Origin of the sequence: Pseudomonas sp. URMO17WK12:I9 (assembly GCF_900230165.1) — a bacterium.
GTDB classification, from domain to species: Bacteria; Pseudomonadota; Gammaproteobacteria; order Pseudomonadales; family Pseudomonadaceae; genus Aquipseudomonas; species Aquipseudomonas fulva.
This window is the reverse complement of sequence record NZ_OCMQ01000004.1, coordinates 114722-137064: the sequence shown is the minus strand read 5'-3', so window position 1 is coordinate 137064 and position 22343 is coordinate 114722. Positions and strand designations below refer to the sequence as shown.

General features: G+C 63.5%; 23 protein-coding genes and 1 tRNA gene. 10 read left to right on the top strand and 14 right to left on the bottom strand.

Features of this window, described 5'->3' with window-relative positions; translation table 11 throughout:
• Positions 1–81 precede the first annotated feature (81 nt).
• Positions 82–2373 carry a beta-glucosidase BglX gene (gene bglX / locus CRP40_RS10830; protein ID WP_027914553.1) on the bottom strand — a complete coding sequence of 764 codons (2292 nt, stop codon included), beginning with the start codon at positions 2371–2373 and terminating at the stop codon, positions 82–84.
• A 185-nt stretch (positions 2374–2558) separates the two neighbouring features.
• Here bglX and CRP40_RS10825 point away from each other — a divergent pair, with 185 nt between their 5' ends.
• Together CRP40_RS10825 and CRP40_RS10820 are read left to right on the top strand one after the other, a co-directional pair.
• Entirely contained in the window at positions 2559–3176 is a 618-nt protein-coding gene (locus CRP40_RS10825; protein WP_027914554.1) for a membrane protein, read from the top strand.
• Between the two features lie 66 nt (positions 3177–3242).
• Entirely contained in the window at positions 3243–4448 is a 1206-nt protein-coding gene (locus CRP40_RS10820) for an SAM-dependent methyltransferase (protein WP_027914555.1), read from the top strand.
• A gap of 81 nt (positions 4449–4529) precedes the next feature.
• Here CRP40_RS10820 and CRP40_RS10815 read toward each other — a convergent pair whose 3' ends face one another.
• The gene (locus CRP40_RS10815) at positions 4530–5540 is read right to left on the bottom strand and encodes a DUF4917 family protein (protein ID WP_027914556.1); all 1011 of its coding nucleotides are present in this window, start codon (positions 5538–5540) and stop codon (positions 4530–4532) included.
• Positions 5541–5791: 251 nt separating this feature from the next.
• On the opposite strand from CRP40_RS10815, the gene CRP40_RS10810 reads away from it, so the two are divergent.
• Entirely contained in the window at positions 5792–6016 is a 225-nt protein-coding gene (locus tag CRP40_RS10810; protein ID WP_027914557.1) for a DUF2188 domain-containing protein, read from the top strand.
• Positions 6013–6447, top strand: a complete 435-nt coding sequence (locus CRP40_RS10805; protein ID WP_173645883.1) for a DNA methylase — start codon at positions 6013–6015, stop codon at positions 6445–6447. The genes CRP40_RS10810 and CRP40_RS10805 overlap by 4 nt, the downstream gene beginning before the upstream one ends.
• A gap of 48 nt (positions 6448–6495) precedes the next feature.
• Here the strand turns inward: CRP40_RS10805 and CRP40_RS10800 are convergent.
• From CRP40_RS10800 to CRP40_RS10785, 4 genes are all read right to left on the bottom strand, one after another.
• Positions 6496–6569 (bottom strand) — tRNA-Gly (locus tag CRP40_RS10800).
• A gap of 111 nt (positions 6570–6680) precedes the next feature.
• Complete coding sequence (locus tag CRP40_RS10795; protein WP_027914559.1) at positions 6681–7373, bottom strand: pseudouridine synthase; 693 nt, start codon at positions 7371–7373, stop codon at positions 6681–6683.
• Entirely contained in the window at positions 7363–7587 is a 225-nt protein-coding gene (locus CRP40_RS10790) for a cysteine-rich CWC family protein (protein ID WP_027914560.1), read from the bottom strand. The genes CRP40_RS10795 and CRP40_RS10790 overlap by 11 nt, the downstream gene beginning before the upstream one ends.
• 1 nt (position 7588) lies before the next feature.
• The gene (locus tag CRP40_RS10785; RefSeq protein WP_027914561.1) at positions 7589–9061 is read right to left on the bottom strand and encodes a diguanylate cyclase; all 1473 of its coding nucleotides are present in this window, start codon (positions 9059–9061) and stop codon (positions 7589–7591) included.
• A 215-nt stretch (positions 9062–9276) separates the two neighbouring features.
• Between CRP40_RS10785 and CRP40_RS10780 the strand changes: the two genes are divergently transcribed.
• Positions 9277–9687 (top strand): hypothetical protein, encoded by a 411-nt coding sequence (locus tag CRP40_RS10780; RefSeq protein ID WP_027914562.1) that lies wholly within the window; start codon positions 9277–9279, stop codon positions 9685–9687.
• Between the two features lie 33 nt (positions 9688–9720).
• On the opposite strand, the gene CRP40_RS10775 is transcribed toward CRP40_RS10780, so the two are convergent.
• Complete coding sequence (locus CRP40_RS10775) at positions 9721–10827, bottom strand: enoyl-CoA hydratase/isomerase family protein (protein ID WP_027914563.1); 1107 nt, start codon at positions 10825–10827, stop codon at positions 9721–9723.
• 126 nt (positions 10828–10953) lie between these two features.
• On the opposite strand from CRP40_RS10775, the gene ung reads away from it, so the two are divergent.
• Positions 10954–11646, top strand: coding sequence for a uracil-DNA glycosylase (gene ung / locus CRP40_RS10770; protein ID WP_027914564.1), 693 nt, complete (start codon positions 10954–10956; stop codon positions 11644–11646).
• 28 nt (positions 11647–11674) lie between these two features.
• On the opposite strand, the gene CRP40_RS10765 is transcribed toward ung, so the two are convergent.
• From CRP40_RS10765 to CRP40_RS10745, 5 genes are all read right to left on the bottom strand, one after another.
• Positions 11675–12709, bottom strand: a complete 1035-nt coding sequence (locus CRP40_RS10765; RefSeq protein ID WP_027914565.1) for an AbrB family transcriptional regulator — start codon at positions 12707–12709, stop codon at positions 11675–11677.
• On the bottom strand, positions 12702–14216 hold the full coding sequence (locus CRP40_RS10760; protein ID WP_023534356.1) for a tripartite tricarboxylate transporter permease: 1515 nt from the start codon (positions 14214–14216) through the stop codon (positions 12702–12704). The genes CRP40_RS10765 and CRP40_RS10760 overlap by 8 nt, the downstream gene beginning before the upstream one ends.
• A gap of 3 nt (positions 14217–14219) precedes the next feature.
• Positions 14220–14678, bottom strand: a complete 459-nt coding sequence (locus tag CRP40_RS10755; RefSeq protein ID WP_027914566.1) for a tripartite tricarboxylate transporter TctB family protein — start codon at positions 14676–14678, stop codon at positions 14220–14222.
• 115 nt (positions 14679–14793) lie between these two features.
• A complete protein-coding gene (locus CRP40_RS10750) occupies positions 14794–15774 on the bottom strand; it encodes a tripartite tricarboxylate transporter substrate binding protein (protein ID WP_027914567.1) in 981 nt (326 codons plus the stop codon).
• 32 nt (positions 15775–15806) lie between these two features.
• Positions 15807–17096 carry an OprD family porin gene (locus tag CRP40_RS10745; RefSeq protein WP_027914568.1) on the bottom strand — a complete coding sequence of 430 codons (1290 nt, stop codon included), beginning with the start codon at positions 17094–17096 and terminating at the stop codon, positions 15807–15809.
• A gap of 198 nt (positions 17097–17294) precedes the next feature.
• Here CRP40_RS10745 and CRP40_RS10740 point away from each other — a divergent pair, with 198 nt between their 5' ends.
• Entirely contained in the window at positions 17295–17966 is a 672-nt protein-coding gene (locus tag CRP40_RS10740) for a response regulator (protein WP_027914569.1), read from the top strand.
• The gene (locus CRP40_RS10735; RefSeq protein ID WP_027914570.1) at positions 17959–19338 is read left to right on the top strand and encodes a sensor histidine kinase; all 1380 of its coding nucleotides are present in this window, start codon (positions 17959–17961) and stop codon (positions 19336–19338) included. The genes CRP40_RS10740 and CRP40_RS10735 overlap by 8 nt, the downstream gene beginning before the upstream one ends.
• Positions 19339–19383: 45 nt before the next feature.
• Here the strand turns inward: CRP40_RS10735 and CRP40_RS10730 are convergent, their stop codons facing one another.
• Together CRP40_RS10730 and CRP40_RS10725 are read right to left on the bottom strand one after the other, a co-directional pair.
• Positions 19384–20190 carry an HDOD domain-containing protein gene (locus CRP40_RS10730; protein WP_023534337.1) on the bottom strand — a complete coding sequence of 269 codons (807 nt, stop codon included), beginning with the start codon at positions 20188–20190 and terminating at the stop codon, positions 19384–19386.
• Between the two features lie 56 nt (positions 20191–20246).
• Entirely contained in the window at positions 20247–21188 is a 942-nt protein-coding gene (locus tag CRP40_RS10725; RefSeq protein WP_027914571.1) for a folate-binding protein YgfZ, read from the bottom strand.
• Positions 21189–21323: 135 nt separating this feature from the next.
• Here CRP40_RS10725 and CRP40_RS10720 point away from each other — a divergent pair, with 135 nt between their 5' ends.
• Complete coding sequence (locus tag CRP40_RS10720) at positions 21324–21578, top strand: succinate dehydrogenase assembly factor 2 (protein WP_023534507.1); 255 nt, start codon at positions 21324–21326, stop codon at positions 21576–21578.
• Positions 21562–22020, top strand: a complete 459-nt coding sequence (locus CRP40_RS10715) for a protein YgfX (RefSeq protein WP_027914572.1) — start codon at positions 21562–21564, stop codon at positions 22018–22020. The genes CRP40_RS10720 and CRP40_RS10715 overlap by 17 nt, the downstream gene beginning before the upstream one ends.
• Positions 22021–22343: the final 323 nt, after the last annotated feature.

Below are 22343 nucleotides of genomic sequence, written 5' to 3'. Positions count from 1 at the left end.
GGGAAGGGGCCCGCTTTGGCGGAACCGGAGCGCTGCACCGCCGCTCCGGTTGTCCGCGAAATGGCCGTCAAGGGTCGACACTTACAGCAGTTCAAAGCCCTGCTGTTGCACCGCCTCGGAATCCAGGCCCACCTGGACGTTGAAGGTCCCGGGCTCGGCAACGCGCTGCAGCTGGCCATTGTAGAACTTCAAGTCTTCTTCGCTGATGCTGAAGGTCACGGTCCGTGTTTCGCCGGGCTTGAGCATGAGCTTCTGGAAGTTCTTCAACTCCTTGACCGGGCGACTCATCGAGGCGGACACATCCTGCACGTACAGCTGAACCACCGTCTCGCCGGCCACCTTGCCGGTATTGCGCACCACGACGCTGGCTTGCAACGTGTCCCCGCGCTTGAGCTTGTTGCCTGAAAGCGCGAGCCCCGACAGTTCGAACGTGCTGTAGCTCAGGCCGTAGCCGAAAGGATACAGCGGCCCATTGGGTTCTTCGAAGTACTGCGAGGTGTAGTTGCCGGGTTTGCCAGGCGTGAACGGACGACCGATACGGGTGTGGTTGTAGTACATAGGAATCTGCCCGACCGAACGTGGGAGCGTGATCGGTAGCTTGCCGGAGGGGTTGTAGTCGCCGAACAGCACGTCGGCGATGGCGTTACCGCCTTCGGTACCGGCGAACCAGGTTTCGAGCAGGGCGTCGGCCTGCTCGCGCTCCCAGCCGATGGACAGCGGCCGGCCATTCATCAGTACCAGTACCAGCGGTTTACCGGTGGCCTTCAAGGCCTCGATCAACGCGCGCTGGTTGGCCGGCACCTGCAGCGTGGTGCGGCTGGAAGATTCATGGGACATGCCGCGCGATTCGCCGACCACGGCCACGACCACATCCGCCTGCTGCGCGGCCTTGACCGCTTCGTCGATGAGCACTGCAGGTGGTCGAGGGTCGTCGACGATTTCCGGCGCATCGAAGTTGAGGAAGTTCAGGTAGTCGAGAATGGCCTTGTCACCGGTGACGTTAGAGCCCTTGGCGTAGACCAGCTTGCCCTTGCCCTCGATGGCGCGGCGCAGCCCTTCGCGCACCGTGACCGAGTGGTTGGGCCGCCCGTCGGCCGCCCAGCTGCCCATCATGTCGATCGGAGCGTCGGCAAGGGGACCGACCAGGGCGATGGTGGCGTCTTTGCTCAGCGGCAGTGTCTGCTTGCGGTTTTCCAGCAGCACCAGGCTGCGGCGCGCCACGTCGCGCGCGGCGTCGCGGTGCAGGCGGTCCTCGCCGTAGTAGTCCTTGAGGTCGTTCTGCGCCGCGCCGATGCGCACGTAGGGGTTCTTGAGCAGGCCCATGTCGTACTTGGCGCCCAGCACTTCGCGTACGGCCTGATCCAGCTCCGCCTGGCTCACGTCGCCCGCCTTGAGCAACCCTGGTAGCTCTTCGCCGTACAAGGTGTCGTTCATGCTCATGTCGATGCCCGCCTTGATCGCGAGTTTGGCAGCCTCGCGACCGTCGCGCGCCACGCCATGGCGGATCAGCTCCTGGATGGCGCCATGATCGCTGATGGTAACGCCCTTGAACCCCCACTCCTTGCGCAGCACGTCGTTCATCAGCCAGGTGTTGGAGGTGGCCGGCACGCCGTTGATCGAGTTCAGCGCAACCATCACCCCACCGGCGCCTGCATCGATCGCAGCGCGGTAGGGCGGCAGGTAATCGTTGTACATCTTCGGCAGGCTCATATCGACCGTGTTGTAGTCACGCCCGCCTTCCACCGCGCCGTAAAGGGCGAAATGCTTGACGATGGCCATGATGCTGTCCGGGTTGGCCGGGCTGCTGCCCTGGAACGCGCGGACCATCACCTGGCCGATCTTCGCCGTCAGGTACGTGTCTTCGCCAAAGCCCTCGCTGGTGCGACCCCAGCGAGGATCCCGGGCGATGTCGACCATCGGCGCGAAGGTCATGTCCAGTGCGTCGGCAGCCGCTTCGATGGCCGCCGTGCGACCGACCTTGGCGACGGCGTCCATGTCCCAGGTGGCGGCCATGCCCAGGCCGATGGGGAAGATGGTGCGCTCGCCATGTACCGTGTCGTAGGCGAAGAACATCGGGATCTTCAACCGGCTGCGCATGGCCGCGTCCTGCATCGGCCGGTTTTCCGGTGCCGTGCGCGAGTTGAACGTGCCTCCGATGCGTCCGGCGGCGATCTCCTCGCGGATCTTCTCCCGGGGCATTTCGGGGCTGATGCTGATCAGGCGCAACTGCCCGATTTTTTCGGCCTCGGTCATCTGGCTGATCAGATGGTCGATGAAGGCCTGTTTGTTCTCGAGCGGCGGCGCGGAAGTGGCGGCGACAGCCGCCTGGCTGACGAGGCCCATGGCCAGGCCCAGCAGAGACAGTTTCATCATGAATTCCGTAAGGGGGCCGATGCACGGTCAACGGTGACACACGCACGGGCGAAGTTTTCGGGCGGCTGTTGTTGTACGATTTGCACGCAGATCTTCCTGCGGCGGATTATGCCTGAATCCGTCGCGTGCTGACGAAGCCCCGTACACCGGGAAAACAACTATAAGAACGCTCACGAGAACACGGCATGACCCCGCTTGAACCCTACTACCAGCGTCAGCTCGCTGAAGCCATGGCCGGTGTTGGCCGGCGCACGGATGTCGCGTTGCTGGCAGTGCTCGCCCGCCGCGCCGATGATTACGCGTATTTCCCACTATTCTGGTCAGCCGTGCTGGCGCTGGCGCTGCCTGGCTTGCTGCATGGGGTGCTGGGCTGGCCCAGCGTGCGCGGCCTGATCGTCGCCAACGTGCTGCTGTTCGTCGGCCTGTGCGTGCTGTTGCGCAGCCCGCGCATTGAACGCTTGACCGTACCGCGGGCCTGGCGCCGCTGGCGAGCGTCGCGTCTGGCCACTCGTCAATTTCTCGACCTTGGCGCTCAGGCCTTTACAGGTGCCGGATGCGTCATGATTTTCGTCAGCGAGGCCGAGCAGTACGCACGGTTGCTGATGGACAAGCAGGTCGCGCTTTGCCTTGATGACGCGGTGCGGGTCGCGCTCACTGACCGTCTAGCCAGCCAGGTTCGCCAAGGGCAAACCATGCAGGGCATGATCGAGTGCGTCGAGGCGTGCGGCCTTCTCCTTGGCCAGCAGGCGCCACGCGCGCTTGCGTGCAGGCGTTTGCCCCAGCCGCTGGTAATCCTCGACTAACGCAACCCTGGCCGACTGCGCGGGGGTGTAGAATACGGCCCCCGCTATTGGAGGTACCGTTTGCCCATGTCTGCCCTTTCTACTCCACCGGATGCGCGCGTCCAGTTTCTCGACCTGCTTCGCACCGGCTTGCAGGGCAACACTGTGGTCAAGCTGGTCCTGGCGCGGCCTGTGGGCACCGACCCGACCCTGCAACGCATCATCGCCAAGCCCTTGCTGGTCAAGGGTCAGGCGAACCTGTCCCTGGTCTACCGTCACCAGACCCGCGATATCACCCGCAACCTGCCGCTCGACGATGCTCTGCAATGCATCGCCGAGCTGCTGCCAGAACATTTTCGCAACGCTCACCTGTTCGATGCAGAGGGTGAGCTGCAATTGACCTTCAGCAAGAAGGGCAAGCCCATGCTGCAGCGTCATGGCGCCCAGGCGCCCCGGGAAACCGTTGGCAGCAACGGGCATGACCGCGAGAAAAAGCGCTACCTGGACATTGCCCGACCGTTTTTGCGTGACCTTGGCGTAACGGATGGCCAAGGCGCACTGATCCCGTCGATGTCGCGCAAGTGGAAGCAGATCAACAAATTCATCGAGGTCTTCGACCACGCCCTGGCCACTGCGCCCTTGTCGAGCGAGCAGCGCTTGCGGGTGGCCGACTTCGGCTCGGGCAAGGGCTATCTGACCTTCGCCATGCACGATTACCTGCGCAATACGCTGGGCCGCGATGCCCAGGTAACGGGGGTGGAGCTGCGCCAGGACATGGTCGAGCTGTGCAACGCTGCCGCCGCGCGGCTCGAACACCCAGGGCTCGAGTTTCAATGCGGGGATGTGCGCAGCGTGGTGCCCGATGCCATCGAGGTGATGATCGCCCTGCACGCCTGCGACGTGGCGACCGACTACTCCATCCATACCGGCATCCGCTGCAACGCGGCGATCATCATGTGCTCACCGTGCTGCCACAAGCAGATCCGCCCGCAGTTGCACAGCCCAGGTCTGTTGCAGCCGATGCTGCAATATGGCCTGCACCTGGGCCAGCAGGCCGAAATGCTCACCGACAGTCTGCGCGCACTGTACCTGGAGGCCTGCGGCTACGAGACCAAGGTGTTCGAGTTCATATCGTTGGAGCACACCAACAAGAACAAGATGATCCTGGCCGTCAAGCGGCGCCAGCCAGCGGATCAGTCAGCCTTGCTGGAAAAGATAGAACAGCTCAAGGCGTTCTATGGCGTGAAGGCGCATTGCCTTGAAACGTTGCTGCGGGCGGATGGTTTGCTTTGAACCTGATGCGCTCCAGCCTTGGATATGCTCATCCTTGCTTCGCTGCTCATGAGCGCGTTCTGATGCTGCAGGCATGCTTGATCACTCAGCTTGAGCAATCAATTGCACAGTCGTGCTTGCCAGCCCCAGCGGATGCGTCTGGGCGTCGAAGAAGTGCAGGGCCGTGTCCGGCATGTCTTCGAAGCGGCTGGTGAAATGACGCTTCTGATTGATGACCGATGCCTCTCCCAATGGGCGTATGGCAATGGCCAGGTGGCTGGGCCGGGCTGAGCGAATGGCTTCGAGCAGGTGCCGGTCGTTGCTGTCCAGATGCTGGCCGAACAGGCACATGCCTTGGTGTTCACCGGCCAACTGGCCGAGGCTCCAGCTGAGGTAGTCCGAATGCCGGATGGCACGCAGTTTTTCGTCGCTGCGCTCTTCGTTGACGAACAGCGGCACTTCACCTGGCACATTCACGGCGAACCCTTCGAGCATTTCAGCGCTGCTTGCACTGCGTTGCCGGGTGGTGCCGTCAGGCAGCTTGAGCAGGTGCATGCCACCGTGCAGGTGCAGCACCCGAGTGCCTTTATCCGTCGTTCGGCGCACGTCGAAAAAACCCTGCTCGTCGAACAATTCGGCGAAGCCCTTCGGGTCGTGCTGCACGGCCCAGACCAGCAGCAGGTCATAGTTGCTGGTATAGACGTTGCGGTAGCCGCGCAGGGCCTGGTTGAGGGTGGTCAGGGCGGCTTCGGGCATGGCCGACCAGGGCATGTGCACGGTGCGCACGGCGTGGATCAGCGCCTCCTTGATGGAGTAATAGCGGTTAAGCGGCGCTGTCGAGTTGATGGCCAGCGCAGCGTTGGTGCGCACCGTAGTGTTGAGGGCGGTCAGCACCGGTTCGAACAGCTCAGTGCCCAACGACTTGAACAAGGCCTGATCGCTGATGGCCAAGCCCTTTTTGCGCCCGGCCCGTTGCGCCTCCTCATACAGCGAGAAGTACCCGAACGGCTTCCAGAAGGCCCGGCTTGCGCCGTTGCCGACCAGTAGGGTTTCGCAGGGGTACTGGTCGGCAAGGTCTGACCAGGCGGGGAGAGTGGCGTCGAGTGCGGGCATGCTGAAGTCCGTAAAGCGGGATCCGGCAGACTTTACCACGCCAAGCCCAGGTCATGAGTGCGCCGTGCCAGAGCTGGCAGCGCCGTGTAGGGTGCATTGGTGAGGGTGAGGGCATCTGCAGAGGATTGAAAGTGAACACGAGCGGACTTCATTCCCTCCAAGGTATTGAGTGGTCACGGTGCAGTGCCTAGCCAGCACCGGCCACACCGACACATAGATCGTCATGTCTTTACCTGAACAGGAGATCCCTCATGGACACCTATCATGTAAGCCCTGCCAACGACGGGTGGGAACTGAAGAAGGCAGGTGCTGCGCGTGCCTCGAAACACAGCGCGACCAAGCAAGAACTGGTGGGGTCGCTGGCCACCTTCTTTGAGGGCAAGACCGCCTCGGTGAAGATCCACAAGGCCGATGGCACCCTCGAGGAAGAGCGCACCTACCCACGTGCCGCTGACCCGCGGCGCACCAAGGGTTGATACCGATCAGCGCCGCGCTGCTTGGCATCGACATGCACCAGTGCCATGGGCGCGGCCTCTACAAGTGGTTGCTTGCAAGCTTTCTGATCGGCAAGCGCATTCGCGCCAGTGTCGCGGTCCAGGCCTATCAGGTACTGGTCGATACCCACGGCCTGGACACACCGGGCAAGCTGGCGAGGTGCCCGCATCACACGTTGGTGAAGCTGCTGGGTCAGGCCGGTTACGCACGCTACGACGAATCCACGGCCCGGCGGCTGCATCGGTTGGGCAAAGGGCTTGAAGCGGAAATGGACCACGTGCTGCTGGACGACGCAGTGGACATGGCGCACGTAAACGCTTGGCTGCTGAGGTTTGAAGGCGTGGGGCCCAAGACGCTCGAGATTTTCATGCGGGAAGCGGCGCCGGTACTGCAGCATCAACGTGCGCAATGAGGATGGGCGGTAGAGGAAGCGTAAGCCATGTGAACGCTGGCTTGAAGGTGGAGCGGGTAGAGGGAATCGAACCCTCAACTAAAGCTTGGGAAGCTTTCGTTTTGCCACTAAACTATACCCGCATCTGAGCTGCACTTTTTACCAGAACGTTCGGCAAATTAGAAGCCCGCGTTATAAAAAAACGTCATTTCCCTCCGTTTTCCCGTGCTCCCCTCCATGCGCCTAAGGCTCGCCTACACGGCAGCGATTTCCTCGCGCGTGAGTTCACGGTATGCCCCTGGCGGCAGGTCCAGGTCCAGCGCGATGGCGCCCATGCGCTCCCGGTGCAGCTTGACCACCTTATTGTCGTAGAACCCGAACATGCGTTTGACCTGATGGTAGCGCCCTTCGACGATGGCGAGCCGGGCCAGGCGCGGCCCGAGGATCTGCAGGTCGGCCGGTTGGGTCGTCAGGTTTTCGAAAGCAAAGTGGAAACCCTCCTGAAACCGGGCCACGTAGTGCTCGCCGATCTCGTCCTGGGTTTCGACCAGGTAATGCTTGGGCAGCTTGGTGGTGGGTTGGGTCAGCCGCCGGGACCACTGGCCATCGTTGGTCAGGATCATCAGCCCGGTGGTATTGAAGTCCAGGCGCCCGGCAATATGCAGACCCTGCGCAAGCGCGTCGGGCAGCAAATCCATGACGGTCGGATGCTGGGGGTCGTGGGTGGCGCTGACGCAACCGGCCGGCTTGTGCAGCATCAGGTAGCGTGGCGGGTGGCCCGCCTGCAGCACCTCATCGTCCAGCTCGACCCGGCTGAACGCCCGCACTTCCGTCAGCGGGTCGCTGGTTACCTGGCCATCGACGCGCACGCGACGTTGAGCCAGCATCAGGCGCGCATGCTGGCGGTTGCAGGTCGGCAGGTTGGCAAGAAAACGATCAAGGCGCATGGGTGAAACCAGCAGGCGATGCCAATTGGGCCTCGACGCCCGCGCAGCTTGGGCACAGGCAGGCACGGTCGCGCAGTTCGGCAGGCAGGGCCTGCAGCACGGCCGGGTCGATGCGCACACTGAAGCACCAGCAGGCCTGGGTGGCCTGGGCAGGGTCGGCCAGGGTGCACTGGTTAAGGGCACCGCAGGCGGGGCAGTGTTGATCGTCGTTCATATCAGGTTTCAGTGCAGACACGGTTGCGGCCAGCCTGTTTGGCACGATAGAGGGCGCCGTCGGCGCGGGTCAGGAGGGTATGCAACGTGTCGCCTGACTTCAGGTGGCTGACCCCGATGCTGGTGGTCAGGCGCAGCGGCTGGTCTTCGTAACTGAAGGTCAGTTGCTCGGCGCGGCGCCGGATCTTTTCGGCAGCCTCGTTCGCCTGGCAAGCATCGGCCTCACGCAGCAGCACGATGAACTCCTCGCCTCCCCAGCGGCAGAGTATATCGGACTGGCGAATGCTGCCTTGCAGGACATTGGCAAATTGGCGCAGCACTTCGTCGCCTGCCAGGTGACCATAGGTGTCGTTGAGCACTTTGAAGTGGTCCAGGTCGATCAGCAACGCCACCAGCGGACTGTTGTCACGCTGGGCCTCGCGCAGCGCCTGGGCGGCCAGCAGGTCGAAGCTGCGTCGGTTGGGCAGCCCGGTCAGGCTGTCGAGCGTGGCCAGGGCTTCGGTGCTGGCCTGGTGGCGGCGCACCATCGCATGCACCAGGGCCACCACCACGAGGGTGATCATGGCGCAGATCGCCAGGTTCAGGTACAGCGAATGACGAATCCGGTCCAGCGCCCCGGTCTCGCGCTTGTCCACCAGCAGGTACCAGTCCAGTTCCGGCAAGTGGCGTACGTTCAGAAAATGGCTGTGGCCTGCAAGGTCACGGTATTCATGACTGCCCTCGCCAGGCACCGGCTGGTGTGCGAGCACGCCGCCCAGGTCTGGGCTGTCGACCAGCGACTGGCCGACGCGCAGGCCCTGCGGGCCACCACCCGAGCCTGTCATCAACACCTTGCCCTGGGCGTCGACGAAGACCACGGATCGCTGATAGCGATGTTGGTACTGGTCGATCATCCTGACCACGGTCGAAACGCTCAGCCCTACCCCCGCAGCGCCGATGAAGCGCTGCTGATAGTCGTGCACCTTGTAGTTGATGAACACGGTGAGGTTGTCCTGGTTGGCCATGTCCAGGTCTACATTGATCTCGTAAGGCGCTGCCTGGTCGCGCAGGCGGAAGTACCAGGCATCACGCCAGGCCTGGGGCTGGACCTGCTTAAGCACGCCCTTGGCCTGGTAGTAGGTCAGCGTGCGTTCGGAGACGAAAAAGGACGTGAAGATGTCCTGCTTGCCCGTCACCTCGCCCAGGTAGCGGGTCATGCGCTGGGCATCCTGCTCACCGGCCAGCACCCAGTCACGCAGGAAGGTGTCCTGGGCCATCATCGATGCGATCAGAACAGGGCGGATCAGGTCTTTCTGGATTTCCGAATAAACCGTGTCGGAAGTCAGGGGCAGTTCGGTATTGATGATGCCGTCACGTATGGCGCTGCGCGAGGAGAAATAACTCAGCAGCGACGTGGCGAGGAAACCGCAGGCCAGCAGCATCAGCAGGGCGGCGATTAACGAACGCTGCGATGACGGAGCGGAGCGTGAAGGCATGATCTTCCCATGATGTGTGCCGGGCCGCACATTCTAGTGTTCTGGGCACTAAATAACTGCAAGATTTTGTTTGGAAGCTGCAGCTGTATCAAATTATTACCAGTATGGCACTGCACGAGTTGGCGCTTGTCTGATTCCATGTCGATCAACGTGTTGTGCATCGACGCTCGGCAGCGTTCGCTGTGCGGGCACCTCAGCGGTCCGGGAGGCCGCCTATGTCCTATCGAATTCTGCTTGTGGCCCTGCTCGGGCTGACGCTTGGCGCCTGTGCGCCGTACGCTGGACGGTCGACCTACTACCGCTCCGACTATTACGTCACGGACCGGTATGTCTCGCCTGGCTACGCGCCCGGCTATTACCGCTACGGTCGTTATCCGGTGGCGCCACAACCGCGCTACTACTACCAACCGGTGCCTCGTTACCATGCGCCGCCCGGCTACCGACCGTTGCCGCCGCCCGACGTGCGCCGCTGGCACGGCAACCCGCGCTACGATTATGGTCATCGCCAGCGCTGGGACTACAGGCGTGACCGTGACCGGCACGACTACCGCAACGATGGCCCGCGCTATCAGGATGGAGGTCGACATCAAGGCGGCTGGGGTGACAGGCGTGGACGAGGACACTGATCAGGTGACAAGCACCCTGGCACTTACGCGCCGCTAGTGCAGGTCCGACAGTGGGTGATGGCCTTCCCAGGGTGCTTGGAAGTGTGCCTGTACCACGGCTGCGGGCACATGGTCCACATCCGGCCAGTGCCAGCGTGGCTGGTGATCCTTGTCCAGCAGGCGTGCGCGCACCCCTTCGCTGAACTCAGGGTGGCGACAGCAGTTCAGGCTCATGGCGTACTCCATCTGCAGCACCTGCGCCAGTGACAAGTACCGGGCCCGACGGATCTGCTCCCACACCAGATGAGCCGTCAGCGGGCAGCCCGCCAGCATGCGCTCGGCGGCTGCCGAGAGCAGTGGGTCCTCGTGCTGGCGCAGGCCCGCCACGGCCCGCCAGGCAGCGCCTGCGCAGGTGACATCGAGCAATGCGTCGATGAGCGCGCGGCGCGGCAACCACTGGGCTGTGGGTAGCGTTTGGCGGGCACAATGCTCCTCAGCCCTGAACAGGCTGTTGAGCTGGAGCGCGGTCTGCTCCTGCCAGTTCACCTGCAGCAGTTCATCGATCAACGCCGCTTGTCGGTCTTCGCCCATGAAGCGGTCGGCCAGCCCCAGGTCCAGCGCATCGCGCGCATTGACAGGCGCACCGGTGAGCCCCAGGAACAACCCCAGCTTGCCCGGCAAGCGGGCCAGGTACCAACTGGCCCCGACATCGGGGTACAGACCAATGCTGATCTCTGGCATGGCCAATACGCTGCTGGGGGTCACGATGCGTACGTTGGCGCCCTGAAGCAAACCCATGCCGCCGCCCAGCACATGGCCATGGCCCCAGCACAGCAGCGGCTTGGGATAAGTGTGCAGGGCATGGTCCAGGCGATATTCGGCGGCGAAGAACGACGCGGCCAGCGGTGGCACGCTGCCAGGCTGCTCGCGGCACGCCTGGGCCAGCGCCCGCACGTCGCCACCGGCGCAGAAGGCCTTGGCGCCATTGCCACGCAGCAGCACACAGGCGATGCCCGGGTCTTGCGCCCAGCTGTGCAACTGCTCGGCCAGCGTCTCTATCATTGGCAGGTCGAGGGCATTGAGCGCCCTTGGCGCATCGAGGGTGACGATGCCCAGGCGAGCGCCGTCGGCGCCTGTCAGGACTTGGCAGTGAATGCTCATGGCTTACCTCATTCAGGTCACCGCTCAAGTATGGCCTGCCTGGTCGATCCCGCCGGGCACTGGTCGGATCGTTTGACAAGCGTCGGTGTCACCCCTAGTGTCGCCCCATTGTTTACGGAAGCCCACATGACTGACGACGATCGCATCAAACTCGAGCCCAGTTGGAAAGCCGCCTTGCGTGCCGAGTTCGAGCAGCCTTACATGCAGCAGTTGCGCGAGTTCCTGCGTGGTGAATATGCCGCCGGCAAGCAGATCTACCCGCCTGGCCCGCTGATCTTCAATGCACTCAACTCCACCCCCCTGGATCAGGTCAAGGTGGTGATCCTCGGCCAGGACCCGTACCACGGCCCAGGGCAGGCCCATGGCCTGTGCTTCTCGGTGCAGCCTGGCGTGCCGACGCCGCCGTCGCTGGTGAACATCTACAAGGAGCTGCATCGCGATCTGAATATTCCCATCCCCAACCATGGCTACCTGCAAAGCTGGGCCGAGCAGGGTGTGTTGCTGCTCAATACCACCATGACCGTGGAGCGGGGCAACGCGGCATCCCATGCCAAGAAAGGCTGGGAGTTCTTCACCGACCGTATCATCGAGGTGGTCAGCGAACAGTGCGAGCACGTGGTGTTTCTGCTGTGGGGCTCCCATGCGCAGAGCAAGCAGAAGCTGATCGACGGCACCAAGCACCTGGTGCTCAAGTCTGTGCACCCCTCGCCGTTGTCGGCGTACCGCGGTTTTCTTGGCTGTGGACATTTCAGCCGTGCCAACGGTTTTCTCGAGCAGCGCGGGCTAGCGCCCATCAACTGGGCGTTGCCACCGCTGTGAGCCAGGCGGGGCCGTCAGGCCCCACAGGTCATGAGGGCCGCGTGCTCATCCAGTAACGGAACAGGGGCTCGGCCAGGAACAGCACGAAGAGCAGGCGCATCACTTGCAAAGCGGTCACCAGGGGCACCGACAGTTGCAGCGTTTCGGCGGTCAGGCTCATTTCAGCGATGCCCCCGGGCATCATGCCCAGCGTCAGTGAGCGCAGGTCCAAGGCTGTCAGCAGGCTCAAGCCCCAGGCGGCAGCGCCAGCCAGGGCCATGCTCAAGGCAGTCGCCACCAGCGTGCGCCCCAGAAATGCCGGGGCTCGGCGGAAGAACGCACGGTTGAAGTGGCAGGCCAGGCCGCTGCCGATCAGCCATTGGCCGATCTGACTGGCGCCATTGGGCAGGGCAATCTGCAAGTCGGCGGCCAGGCTGAAGGTGGCTGCCACCAGCAGCGGCCCGAACAGCCATGGGTTGGGCTGTTGCAGCCGCTGCCAGAGCCACCCGGCGGCCACCCCCAGCGGTGCGATGAGGGCCAGCCAGGCCCAGCTGACGCTGCCGGTGTGGTTGAGCGCTACGCCATCGCCCAGCAGCAGCTTGAACAGCGCCGGCACGCACAGCACCACGGCCAGCACGCGCAGGCTCTGGGCTGCGGCTACCTGGCTCAGTACCGCGCCATTGCGCGCACCGAGGTTGACCATTTCACCGGAGCCGCCTGGCATGCTGGCAAAGAACGCGGTGGCGCGGTCCTCACCCGAGCGGCGCAACAACCACACGCCAAGCACGCTTGAGACCGTGGTGAACAAGGCGCCGAAGAAGATCAGGGCGAAATGGCTGCCCACTTGCTCGATGACCTGGGGCGTGAAGTGCAGGCCGATGCCCAGGCCGATGATGCATTGCCCGCAGCGCCGGCCATTGGGTATCTCTGGCAACTGCCAAGGGCTCAGGCAACGTACCGCGATGATCGCCAGCAGCGAGCCGACCATCCACGGCAAAGGCCAGCCGACCTTGCTGGCGGCGAAACCGCCAGCAAGGCCGACCAGCCCAGTTGCCCAGTACAGCGGCAACGCGCGATCAGGCATCGGCCATGGCCCGGCGCTGAAGGCTGCGTTTGCGCCAGATGCGCACCATGGGCAGCGCGAGCATGAGCGCTACCAGTGCCCAGACACCCATGCTGATCGGGCTCGACCAGAGAATGCCCAGCTCGCCATTGGAGATCGACAATGCACGGCGCAGGTTCTGCTCCATCAGGCCACCCAGAATGAAGCCCAGCAGAATCGGCGAAAGCGGGAAGTCCAGCTTGCGCAGGATGTAGCCCATGATGCCGATGCCGACCATCAGGAACAGGTCGAAGGTGGTGGCATGCACGGCGTAGACGCCGATCCCGGTGATGATGGCGATCACCGGCACCAGGGCCCAGTTCGGTACGGCCAGGATGCGGGTGAAGATGCGGATCATCGGGATGTTCAGGATCACCAGCATGATGTTGGCGATGAACAGCGACGCGATCAGGCCCCAGACGATGTCAGGTTGCTGTTCGAACAGCAGCGGGCCAGGGGTGATGTTGTAGAGGGTCAGCGCGCCGATCATCACCGCCGTGGTTCCCGAACCCGGTACGCCAAGGGTCAGCATGGGCACCAGGGCGCCACAGCAGGAGGCGCCGATGGCCGTTTCCGGTGCAGCCAGGCCACGGGCGTCACCCTTGCCGAACTTGCCGCTGGCACCGGCCATGCGTTTTTCGGTCATGTAGGCCACCGCACTGGCCAGCGTGGCACCTGCGCCTGGTAACACGCCCATCACGAAGCCCAGCAGGCCGCAGCGAATGTTCACCGCGAACACCGACGCCGCTTCCTTGAAGTTGAACAGCATGCGCCCGGTGGCCTTGACTGCCTGGTGGCCGTGGTGGGTCTTTTCCAGCAGCAACAGAATTTCGCTGATCGAGAACAGGCCCAGCACCAGCACGACGAACTGAATGCCGTCGGCCAAGTGCACGCTGTCACCGGTGAAGCGGTACACGCCACTGTTGGCGTCGATGCCCACCGCCGACAAAAACAGGCCGATCAAGGCGGCGATGAAGGTCTTGAGCGGCTTGTCGCCGGCCATACCGCCCAGGGCGACAATGGCGAACACCATCAGCACGAAATACTCGGCCGGGCCGAAGGCGATTGCCCACTTGGCCAGCAGCGGGGCGAACAGCACCATGCCGCAGGTGGCGATGAAAGCGCCGATGAACGAGCTCCAGGCCGACAGGGACAGGGCCACGCCCGCCAAGCCCTGGCGGGCCATTGGGTAGCCGTCCAGGGTGGTCATCACGGTCGACGCTTCGCCCGGGATGTTTAGCAGGATCGAGCTGATCCGGCCACCGTACTCGCAGCCCAGGTACACCGCAGCCAGCAGGATCAGCGCCGACTCCGGAGGCAGGCCCAGGGCGAAGGCGATGGGAATCAGCAGGGCCACGCCATTGATCGGGCCCAGGCCCGGCAGCAGGCCGACGACGGTACCGATCAGCGTGCCGGACAGGGCAGTGACCAGGTTGTAAGGGGACAGGGCGACGCCGAAGCCCTGGCCCAGGTAGCTCAAGGTATCCATGTGTCAGTTCTCCAGTACGCTCAGCAGGCCAAGGGGCAGGGGCACGTCCATGACGCGGTCGAACAGCCAGTAGAGGAAAAGGCTCATGCCCACCACGACGATGACGCTGTGCAGCCAGCGACCGCCATACAGGCGCGCCATGGGCACACCGGCCAGGATGGCGCTGAGGATGAAGCCAAGGGACTCGAAGGTGGCCGCGAAAATCAGCAGCAGGCCGATGCAGGCAGCGATCTTGGTCAGGGTCGCCTTGTCCAACGCCGGCTCGTCGTCCTTGTGCACGATCGGCGTGGGGCGGATCGCCATGTACAGCAAGCCCAGGCTCATCAGGCCGAGCATCAGCAGCGGGTAGGCACGTGGGCCTACCGGCTCATAGGAAAACGCCGCCTGATACGGCCAGGCCATCACGGCCAGGGCGGCGCACACGGCCAGCAGAATCAGGGCGAAGATGCGTTGCAGGATCATGGAGGAATCCTCGGTAAGTAGCGATGGGAGCGGCACACCCGTGAACCTGGGCCAAGGCCCAGGCCATGCACGGCAGCGTCTGCCTGCTCCTGCCAGGAAAAACCGGCAGCCTGGGTTACTGCACCAGGCCGAATTCCTTGGCCAGCATCTTGTAGTCAGCGACTTGCTTCTTGACGTAGCCATCGAGCTCTTCACCCGTCATGGCGAAGGGGAACAGCTCACGCTGGTCACGCAATTTGGCGAAGTCTTCGGAGGCCAGTATCTTGTCGAACGAGGCTTTCCACCAGGCGTAGTCTTCGTCGCTCACTTTCGGGCCGAGGTAGAAGCCGCGCACCACAGGCCAGACGATGTCATAGCCCTGTTCCTTGGCAGTGGGGATGTCCTTCATGGCCGGGTCGTCCAGGCGTTTTTCCGAGAACACGGCCAGCAGGCGCATGTTGCCGCTCTCGATGTGCGGCATGGAGTCGGAGATGTCGGTGGAGCCTACCTGGATATGGCCGCCGAGCAATGCCGTGGCGATTTCGCCGCCGCCTTCAAGTGCCACGTAGCGCAGGTCGCGTGGGTTGATGCCGGCAGCCTTGGCGATCAGGGCGGTTTGCATCCAGTCCTGGCTGCCTACGGTGCCGCCGGAGCCGATCACCACCTTGCTCGGATCTTTCTTCAGCGCCGCGACCAGGTCGTCGAGGGTTTTGTAGGGCGAGTCGCTCTTGACTGCGATCGCGCCGTAGCTGGTACCGACGGCAGCCAGCCATTTCACTGCATTTTCATCGAAGCGACCGAACTTGCCCTGGGCCAGGTTCAGCAGCGAACCGCTCGACCAGGCCACCAGGGTCCCGGCATCGGCTGGGCGTTGGGCTACTACCGCGTTGTAGGCCACAGCGCCGACACCGCCAGGCATGTAGGTCACGCGCATGGGCTTGCTCAGGATCTTCTCCTGCACCAAGGCGCTTTGCACCAGCTTGCAGGTCAGGTCGAAGCCGCCGCCAGGCGAGGCCGGGGCGATGCATTCGGGGCGTTTGGGTTCGGCGGCCAGGGCATTGCCTGCCAGCAGCAGGCAGCCGGTTGCCAGTACGATACGGCGCAGTGAAAAGGTCATGGTCTATCTCCGTAGGCGTTGTTGTTATCGGGTTACCACAGGGCGACGCTGTAGCTCACCAGCAGCCGCACTTCGTCGGCGTCACGGGCGAAATTGGAGCGGAAGGTCGCGTTTCGCAGGCGCACCGCCACGTTTTTGAGCGGGCCGTTCTGCACCACGTATTTCAGCTCGGTATCACGCTCCCATTCCTTGCCCTCGCCACCGCTGGCACGGCTGACGTTGTCGCCGCTGATATAGCGGGTCAGGAACGTCAGACCAGGCACGCCGAGTGCGGCAAAGTTGTAGTCGTAGCGGGCCTGCCAGGAGCGCTCGTCGGCATTGGCGAAGTCGTTGATCTGGACGAAGTTGACCAGGTAGGGGTCGGCGCCATCGACATAGGGGAACGCGCTGTCGCCGGTCAGCTGCTGCCAGCCGGCGCTGAACTTGTGCCCACCCAGGGCATAACTGACCATGCCGTTGAAGGTGGTGTTGTCGATGCTGCCGGCCCTGGCAGCCCCTGCGTCATCGCTCAGCGCCAGGCGCAGGTCGAAGGCCAGTGCGCCTGGGCCTACCGCTTGGGTGGCGAGCAGGCCGATGAAGTGCTGGCGGTAGATGTCATCCAGTTGGGCGAAGTGATAGCTGCCGGTCAACCGGTCGCTGAACTGATAGTCCAGCCCCGCCAGCGACAGGTTGTCTGCGCTGAACGAGCCACCGAAGCGGCCGTTCTTGTTGTTCAGTGCCAGGTCTTCCCAGTTGGTGTCGTCACGGTCCTTTGCCTTGTCCAGGCGCCCACCAGTGAAGGTCAGGCCCTTGATTTCCTTGGAGGTAAGCAAACCGCCTTCGAAGGTTTGCGGCAGAATGCGGCCATCGTTGGGGCGCAGGGTGGGCAGGGAAGGGATCAGGGTGCCGATCTTCAGTTCGGTCTTGGAAATCTTGGCCTTGGCGGTCAGGCCGAGCTTTGAGTACTCGTCGGCAGCCTTGCCATTGTCATGGGTGGGCAGCAGGCCACTGCCGGTACGGTCAGGGCTTGAATCGAGCTTGATGCCCATCATGCCCAGCGCATCCACGCCGAAGCCTACGGTACCTTCGGTGTAACCGGATTCGAGGTTGAGCATGAACCCCTGGGCCCATTCGTCGCGCTTGGATTGTTGCGCACTGGTGCCATCGCGAAAGTCGCGATTGAAGTACATGTTGCGGGTTTCGAAGGTGGCCGTGCTGTCTTCGAAGAAGGCGGCCTGGCTGAGCGGGGCGACGCCGGCGAGCGCGAGGGCGCTGGCGATGGCGCTGGGGCGTGCGGCGAGGGAACGAGCAGGTGCGAACGCCTGCGGCTGCAATGACAGCATCGTTGTGGCTCCGTTTCTTGTTCTTATTCGATTGCACCTTGCTGGTGCTTTATTCGGCGCTCGGGGCGACCGTGGTGCGATGCTAGGTAACGAACCTTTCGCTAACCTTTCAGCGTGAAAGGTTTGTCGCGCCGGCTTCACAGGCCGCGGCGGCGGGGTACACTCCGCGCCATCGCCCCACCTAACAGGGACAATCCGATGCGTGTGCTGCTGGTAGAAGATCATCTGCAATTGGCCGACAGTGTGGCCCAGGCCTTGAAAAGTCTGGGCCTGACTGTGGATGTGCTGCATGACGGGGTGGCTGCCGACCTGGCCCTTGGCAGTGAGGACTACGCCGTGGCCGTGCTCGACGTGGGCTTGCCGCGCATGGACGGCTTCGAGGTGCTGGCCCGTCTGCGCGGACGTGGCAAGACCGTACCGGTGCTGATGCTCACCGCCCGCAGCGACGTCAAGGATCGGGTCCATGGCCTGAACCTGGGGGCTGACGATTACCTGGCCAAGCCGTTCGAGCTGACCGAGCTTGAGGCGCGGGTCAAGGCGCTGTTGCGCCGTAGTGTGCTCGGGGGCGAACGCCAGCAGCGCTGCGGGCCGCTGGTGTACGACCTCGATACCCGACGGTTCACCTTGGATGAGGCCCCGTTGTCCCTGACTTCCCGCGAGCAGGGTGTGCTCGAAGCCTTGATCGCCCGGCCGGGCCGGGTGATGAGCAAGGAGCAGTTGGCGGCCCAGGTGTTCGGCCTGGACGAGGACGCCAGCCCCGATGCCATCGAGATCTACGTTCATCGCCTGCGCAAGAAGCTTGATGGCCATTCGGTGGCCATCGTCACCTTCCGCGGCCTGGGTTACCTGCTCGAGCATCGCGATGCGTGAGAATGTCAGCCTGCGTGGGCGCCTGCTGGGTAATCTGGCGCTGCTGCTGGTGGTCCTGATGCTGGCCAGTGGGCTCAGTGCCTACTGGAACGGCCGCGAGGCGGCGGACACCGCCTACGACCGGACACTGCTGGCGTCCGCCCGTACCATCGCTGCGGGCCTGTCGCAACGCGACGGGTCGTTGAGCGCCGATGTGCCCTATGTGGCACTCGACACCTTTGCCTACGACAGCGCAGGACGTATCTACTACCAGGTCCTGGACATCAACCAACGGCTGATTTCAGGGTATGAAAAACTGCCGCCCCCGCCGTCTGGTACACCGCGTACAGACGACTATCCCGCCTTGGCGCGATTCTATGACGCGACGTATCTGGGGCAGAACGTGCGAGTGGTCAGCCTGCTCAAAGCGGTGAGCGAGCCGAACATGAACGGCATGGCGGAAATTCGCGTGGCTGAAACCGATGAGGCGCGGGTGAGCATGGCCCGGGGCCTGATGGGGGATACCTTGCTGCGTCTGGGCATGTTGGCCCTGGGCGCTTTGGTGATGGTGTGGTTCGCCGTCAGTGCGGCGCTGCGACCGCTCGAGCGCCTGCGCACGGCGGTCGAGGAGCGCCAGCCGGACGATCTGCGCCCATTGCCGGTGGTACAAGTGCAGCCTGAATTGCGGCCACTGGTGGGGGCGCTCAACCACTTCACCGAGCGTTTGCGTGCACAGTTCGAGCGCCAGGCGCAGTTCATCGCCGATGCTGCCCACGAGCTGCGTACGCCCCTGGCGGCGCTCAAAGCGCGGGTGGAACTGGGTTTGCGCGCCAATGAGCCGCAACAGTGGCACCAGACGCTGGAAGCGGCGGCGCAGGGCACCGACAAATTGACGCACCTGGCCAACCAGTTGCTTTCACTGGCGCGTGTGGAAAACGGCGCGCGTGCGATCGCCGAGGGGGGCGCCCAGCGCCTGGACCTCAGCCAACTGGCGCGCGAGCTGGGCATGGCCATGGCGCCGTTGGCGCACAAACGTGGCGTTGCACTGGCCCTCGAGGCGCAGGCACCGGTATGGCTCAAAGGCGAGCCGACGTTGCTCAACGAGCTGTTGAGCAACCTGGTCGACAATGCCCTGGCCCACACCCCAAAGGGCGGCAACGTCATCCTGCGCGTGCTCGCGCCTGCGGTGCTCGAGGTGGAGGACGACGGCCCCGGCATTCCAGAAGCCGAGCGCGAGCGGGTGTTCGAGCGCTTCTATCGCCGTAGCGCCCAGGGCAGCGGGTTGGGCCTCGCGATCGTGGGGGAGATCTGCCGGGCTCACCTGGCGCAGATCAGCCTGCATGATGGCGACAACGGCGGGCTGCGCGTGCGGGTGAGTTTCATCGCTGACTAAGCGTGGGCGCTCGGATCAATCCGGCCGCCAGGCAGAGCGAAGCCCTCAGCGCAACAAGCTGCGGGCTTCGAGCAGATCCTCGGCGTGCAGCTCGCTCCCCATGGGCAAGCCCAGGTGCCGGTAGGCTGGCAAGGCCGCCAGCGGCCTCTCTCGCCCACGCTGGCTGATGCAGCGGGCGATCTGGACCACATCGATGTAGTCGATGCGGTCGGTCTGTCGATCCAGGTCCTGAACCAGGCCGGGCAGCTTGACCAGCTGTTCGGGAAACTCCCAGGCCTTGAGTATCTTGTCGCCCAGTACGGGCTGGATCAGTTCGATGACATGGTGCAGGCAGACCGGATCGGACAGCAGCTCGTTGTGCTCTTCGGCGTAGATCAGAACTGGCAGCGCGCCGATCTGGTTGACCAGGCCGCCCAGTGCCGCCTGATCAGGCTTGAGCCGCGTGTAGCGCCGGGCCAACTCGTAACTCATGCCGGCGACCTCAAGGCTGTTGGCCCAGATTTCGCGCAGTTTTTGCTCAACTGCAGGCGAACGCGCGTGGAAGATCTGCTCGATGACCAGGCCGATGGCCAGGTTGCAGCTGTAGTTGATGCCCAGGCGAGTGATCGCCGTGTGCAGCTCGGTCACCTCGACCGTGGCCCGCAGCAGCGGGCTGTTGACCACCTTGATCAGGCGTGCCGACAAGGCGGCATCGCGGCCGATCACCCGGCTCAAGGCCGCCACGCTGATCTCGCTGTCTTCGGCGGCCTCGCGGATGCTCAAGGCAACCTCAGGCAAAGTCGGAAGTACCAGGTCATCCTTTTCAATGGCATCCAGCAGTTGCGCCTGGACCATTTCGGCCAGCTTGTTCATGGACGTGTCTACCGCAGTGGTGAAGCGGCCCCGCTGTCAAAGCGGGGCGGGGCTGGTCAGCGTTGGATTTCCCTGTCGCGGTCCAGTTCGTAGGGCAGGGGCAGTACCTGCAGGGGCGGGCCTTCGAGATGACCCAAGTGCAGGTTGCCATCCTCCACGGCATCGGCTGCGATCACCGCGAGCAGCTCACAGCCACTGCCGGTGCTGGCCGCCATCACCACATCACCTACCGAGGAGCCATGCACGGGGGAGAAGAGCTGCTCCCCAGGTGCCGGCAGGGTTTGCTGATCGATTGCCAGGCGGTACATGCGACGCTTGAGCTTGCCCAGGTACTGCATGCGTGCAACGATTTCCTGGCCGGTGTAGCACCCTTTCTTGAAGCTGACGCCATCGACGGCTTGCAGGTTGATCATTTGCGGAATGAACTGCTCGCGGGTAGGCCCCAGCACCTGACCGATCCCGGCGCGGATCTGCCCCAGCAGCCATGGGTTGAGGCCGGCTTCGGGTAGTGTGTCGGCCAGGGTCTTGCGAACCTCGCCTGCCTGATCTGCCGGTACCCAGAGCTCGGTGCGGCCGGTGCTGACCGTTACAGCGATCAGCCCTTCCTGCCGCGCCGTGCTGCCGGCTTCGGGCGCCAGTTCCAGCCCCAGTGCCACAAGCGCTGCCTGGCCGTCGTGCAGGCCGAAACGCACCCAGGCGGCGCTTTCGTCGGTCAGGGTGGCCTTGGAAAACACAGCGTATTTCTTCAGGTCGGCCAGCTGAGGCTCCAGCAATTCACTGGCCATGGCCAGGAGGTAACCGTTGCCTTCAGGCAAGATTCTGAAGCTGGACTGCATGCGCCCCTTGACCATGCAACGTGCGCCAAAGCTGGCGTATTCGGGGCTGAGGTAGTTGATGTTGCAGGTCAGCTGGCCCTGCAGGAACTTGCCTGCATCGGAGCCGCGGACAGCGAGAATGCCTTCGTGGGACAGAGGGCAGAAGAAAGCGGTATCGGCCATGGGTCATCGCGGTGGCTTAAAGTCTGGGGCCATCATAGAACGCTGGTAACAAAATAGGTAGGTGACTTAGACCAACAGTTGGCTGTCGCTTCGCGCGGCTGACTGTATACTGGCGGGCCACTCGAGGAGGGCCCCATGGTCGAACAAACTGAACTCAACCGGCTTTTCTGGCATAGCCGCCGCGGTATGCTGGAACTGGACGTCCTGCTAGTGCCTTTCACCCAGGAGGTCTACCCCAGCCTCAACGAAACCGATCGTCAGTTGTATGTTCGGCTGCTGAGCTGTGAGGACCAGGACATGTTCGGCTGGTTCATGGAGCGTACCGAGTCCGAGGACCCGGAGTTGCAGCGCATGGTTCGCATCATCCTGGACCGTGTCCAACCCAAGTGAGTGGTTCGAATGCCGCTGGCAGGGCTCACGCCTGTTGCTGGTGGCCTACCTGATCAGCCAGGCGCTCGCCTGGTTCGCCGTGCTTGTCAGCCCGTTACCGTTCTGGTTGGGGCTGCTGGTGATCGCTGCATGTAGTGTTCATGCGGCGTGGGCTATTCCGCGTCGTATTCTGTTGACGCATGTTCAGGCTGTCACCGGGCTTCGTCGTGACGGAGCCGGCTGGTGGGTGTTTTCACGGGCCCGGGGGTGGCAGCCTGTGCGGCTGTGTCGTGACAGCATCGCGTTGCCCGCGCTCGTAGTGCTGAGATTCGTACCGGTTGGGGCAGGGTGGGGGCGCAGCCAATGTGTGCCCTGGGATGCGCTTGGGATCGATGAGCATCGGCGTTTGCGGGTGAGGTTGAAGTTCAGCCGCAGGCGCTGGGTGGCGCCCATGCAGCACTAAACTATGCAGGCTGGCGCCGCGTCTGCCCTTGCCCTTGCCCTTGCCCTTGCCCTTGCCCTTGCCCTTGCCCTTGCCATTGCTCTTGCTCTTGCTCTTGCTCTTGCTCTTGCTCTTGCTCTTGCTCTTGCTCTTGCTCTTGCTCTTGCTTTGGCTCCTAAGCGCGCGGTAGTTCAGGCACTGCAGATCGCGACTTCAGGAGGCCGAGCGCAGGGCTTGCGGAGGGAGGTGACAGGCATGGATGCCTGTCAAGCGCTGGGCCCCAGGATGGGGCCTGCAGCGCGGTCCTCCCGGGAGCAAGCCCGGAGCGAGGGAACCCCGGAGCG

Coding starts and splice junctions, on each gene's coding strand:
- bglX (WP_027914553.1), bottom strand. CDS start 2,373: ATGATGAAACTGTCTCTGCTGGGCCTGGCCATGGGCCTCGTCAGCCAG.
- CRP40_RS10825 (WP_027914554.1), top strand. CDS start 2,559: ATGACCCCGCTTGAACCCTACTACCAGCGTCAGCTCGCTGAAGCCATG.
- CRP40_RS10820 (WP_027914555.1), top strand. CDS start 3,243: ATGTCTGCCCTTTCTACTCCACCGGATGCGCGCGTCCAGTTTCTCGAC.
- CRP40_RS10815 (WP_027914556.1), bottom strand. CDS start 5,540: ATGCCCGCACTCGACGCCACTCTCCCCGCCTGGTCAGACCTTGCCGAC.
- CRP40_RS10810 (WP_027914557.1), top strand. CDS start 5,792: ATGGACACCTATCATGTAAGCCCTGCCAACGACGGGTGGGAACTGAAG.
- CRP40_RS10795 (WP_027914559.1), bottom strand. CDS start 7,373: ATGCGCCTTGATCGTTTTCTTGCCAACCTGCCGACCTGCAACCGCCAG.
- CRP40_RS10790 (WP_027914560.1), bottom strand. CDS start 7,587: ATGAACGACGATCAACACTGCCCCGCCTGCGGTGCCCTTAACCAGTGC.
- CRP40_RS10785 (WP_027914561.1), bottom strand. CDS start 9,061: ATGCCTTCACGCTCCGCTCCGTCATCGCAGCGTTCGTTAATCGCCGCC.
- CRP40_RS10780 (WP_027914562.1), top strand. CDS start 9,277: ATGTCCTATCGAATTCTGCTTGTGGCCCTGCTCGGGCTGACGCTTGGC.
- CRP40_RS10775 (WP_027914563.1), bottom strand. CDS start 10,827: ATGAGCATTCACTGCCAAGTCCTGACAGGCGCCGACGGCGCTCGCCTG.
- ung (WP_027914564.1), top strand. CDS start 10,954: ATGACTGACGACGATCGCATCAAACTCGAGCCCAGTTGGAAAGCCGCC.
- CRP40_RS10765 (WP_027914565.1), bottom strand. CDS start 12,709: ATGCCTGATCGCGCGTTGCCGCTGTACTGGGCAACTGGGCTGGTCGGC.
- CRP40_RS10760 (WP_023534356.1), bottom strand. CDS start 14,216: ATGGATACCTTGAGCTACCTGGGCCAGGGCTTCGGCGTCGCCCTGTCC.
- CRP40_RS10755 (WP_027914566.1), bottom strand. CDS start 14,678: ATGATCCTGCAACGCATCTTCGCCCTGATTCTGCTGGCCGTGTGCGCC.
- CRP40_RS10750 (WP_027914567.1), bottom strand. CDS start 15,774: ATGACCTTTTCACTGCGCCGTATCGTACTGGCAACCGGCTGCCTGCTG.
- CRP40_RS10745 (WP_027914568.1), bottom strand. CDS start 17,096: ATGCTGTCATTGCAGCCGCAGGCGTTCGCACCTGCTCGTTCCCTCGCC.
- CRP40_RS10740 (WP_027914569.1), top strand. CDS start 17,295: ATGCGTGTGCTGCTGGTAGAAGATCATCTGCAATTGGCCGACAGTGTG.
- CRP40_RS10735 (WP_027914570.1), top strand. CDS start 17,959: ATGCGTGAGAATGTCAGCCTGCGTGGGCGCCTGCTGGGTAATCTGGCG.
- CRP40_RS10730 (WP_023534337.1), bottom strand. CDS start 20,190: ATGAACAAGCTGGCCGAAATGGTCCAGGCGCAACTGCTGGATGCCATT.
- CRP40_RS10725 (WP_027914571.1), bottom strand. CDS start 21,188: ATGGCCGATACCGCTTTCTTCTGCCCTCTGTCCCACGAAGGCATTCTC.
- CRP40_RS10720 (WP_023534507.1), top strand. CDS start 21,324: ATGGTCGAACAAACTGAACTCAACCGGCTTTTCTGGCATAGCCGCCGC.